Origin of the sequence: Rhodosalinus halophilus (genome assembly GCF_003298775.1) — a bacterium.
GTDB classification, from domain to species: Bacteria; Pseudomonadota; Alphaproteobacteria; order Rhodobacterales; family Rhodobacteraceae; genus Rhodosalinus; species Rhodosalinus halophilus.
Genome location: NZ_QNTQ01000070.1, coordinates 1 through 443 on the forward strand (window position 1 = coordinate 1; position 443 = coordinate 443).

The 443-nt window shown below is 63.9% G+C and carries 1 protein-coding gene; it reads right to left on the bottom strand.

Annotation, left to right across the window (positions count from 1 at the left end; all coding sequences use genetic code 11):
- The coding region (locus tag DRV85_RS18900) for a GTP-binding protein (protein WP_113291005.1) at positions 1 to 442 on the bottom strand (442 nt) is incomplete at its 3' end.
- Between the last annotated feature and the right edge of the window lies 1 nt (position 443).

The window sequence follows — 443 nt, forward strand, 5'->3', positions numbered from 1 at the left end:
CCATCTCCACGAGCTCCAGAAGCTCCGCGTCGTCGACCTGGTCAACCTTGTTGAGGAAGACCACGATCGCGGGCACGCCCACCTGGCGCGCAAGAAGAATGTGCTCGCGCGTCTGCGGCATCGGTCCGTCCGCCGCGTTCACCACGAGGATCGCCCCGTCCATCTGCGCCGCGCCCGTGATCATGTTCTTCACGTAGTCGGCATGCCCGGGGCAGTCGACGTGCGCGTAGTGACGGTTCTCCGTCTCGTATTCCACATGCGCCGTCGAGATCGTGATCCCCCGCGCCTTCTCCTCGGGCGCCGCGTCGATCTGGTCGTACGCCTGGAAGTCGCCGAAATACTTCGTGATCGCCGCCGTCAGCGTCGTCTTGCCGTGGTCGACGTGACCGATCGTGCCGATGTTCACATGCGGCTTGCTGCGTTCGAACTTTGCCTTTGCCATC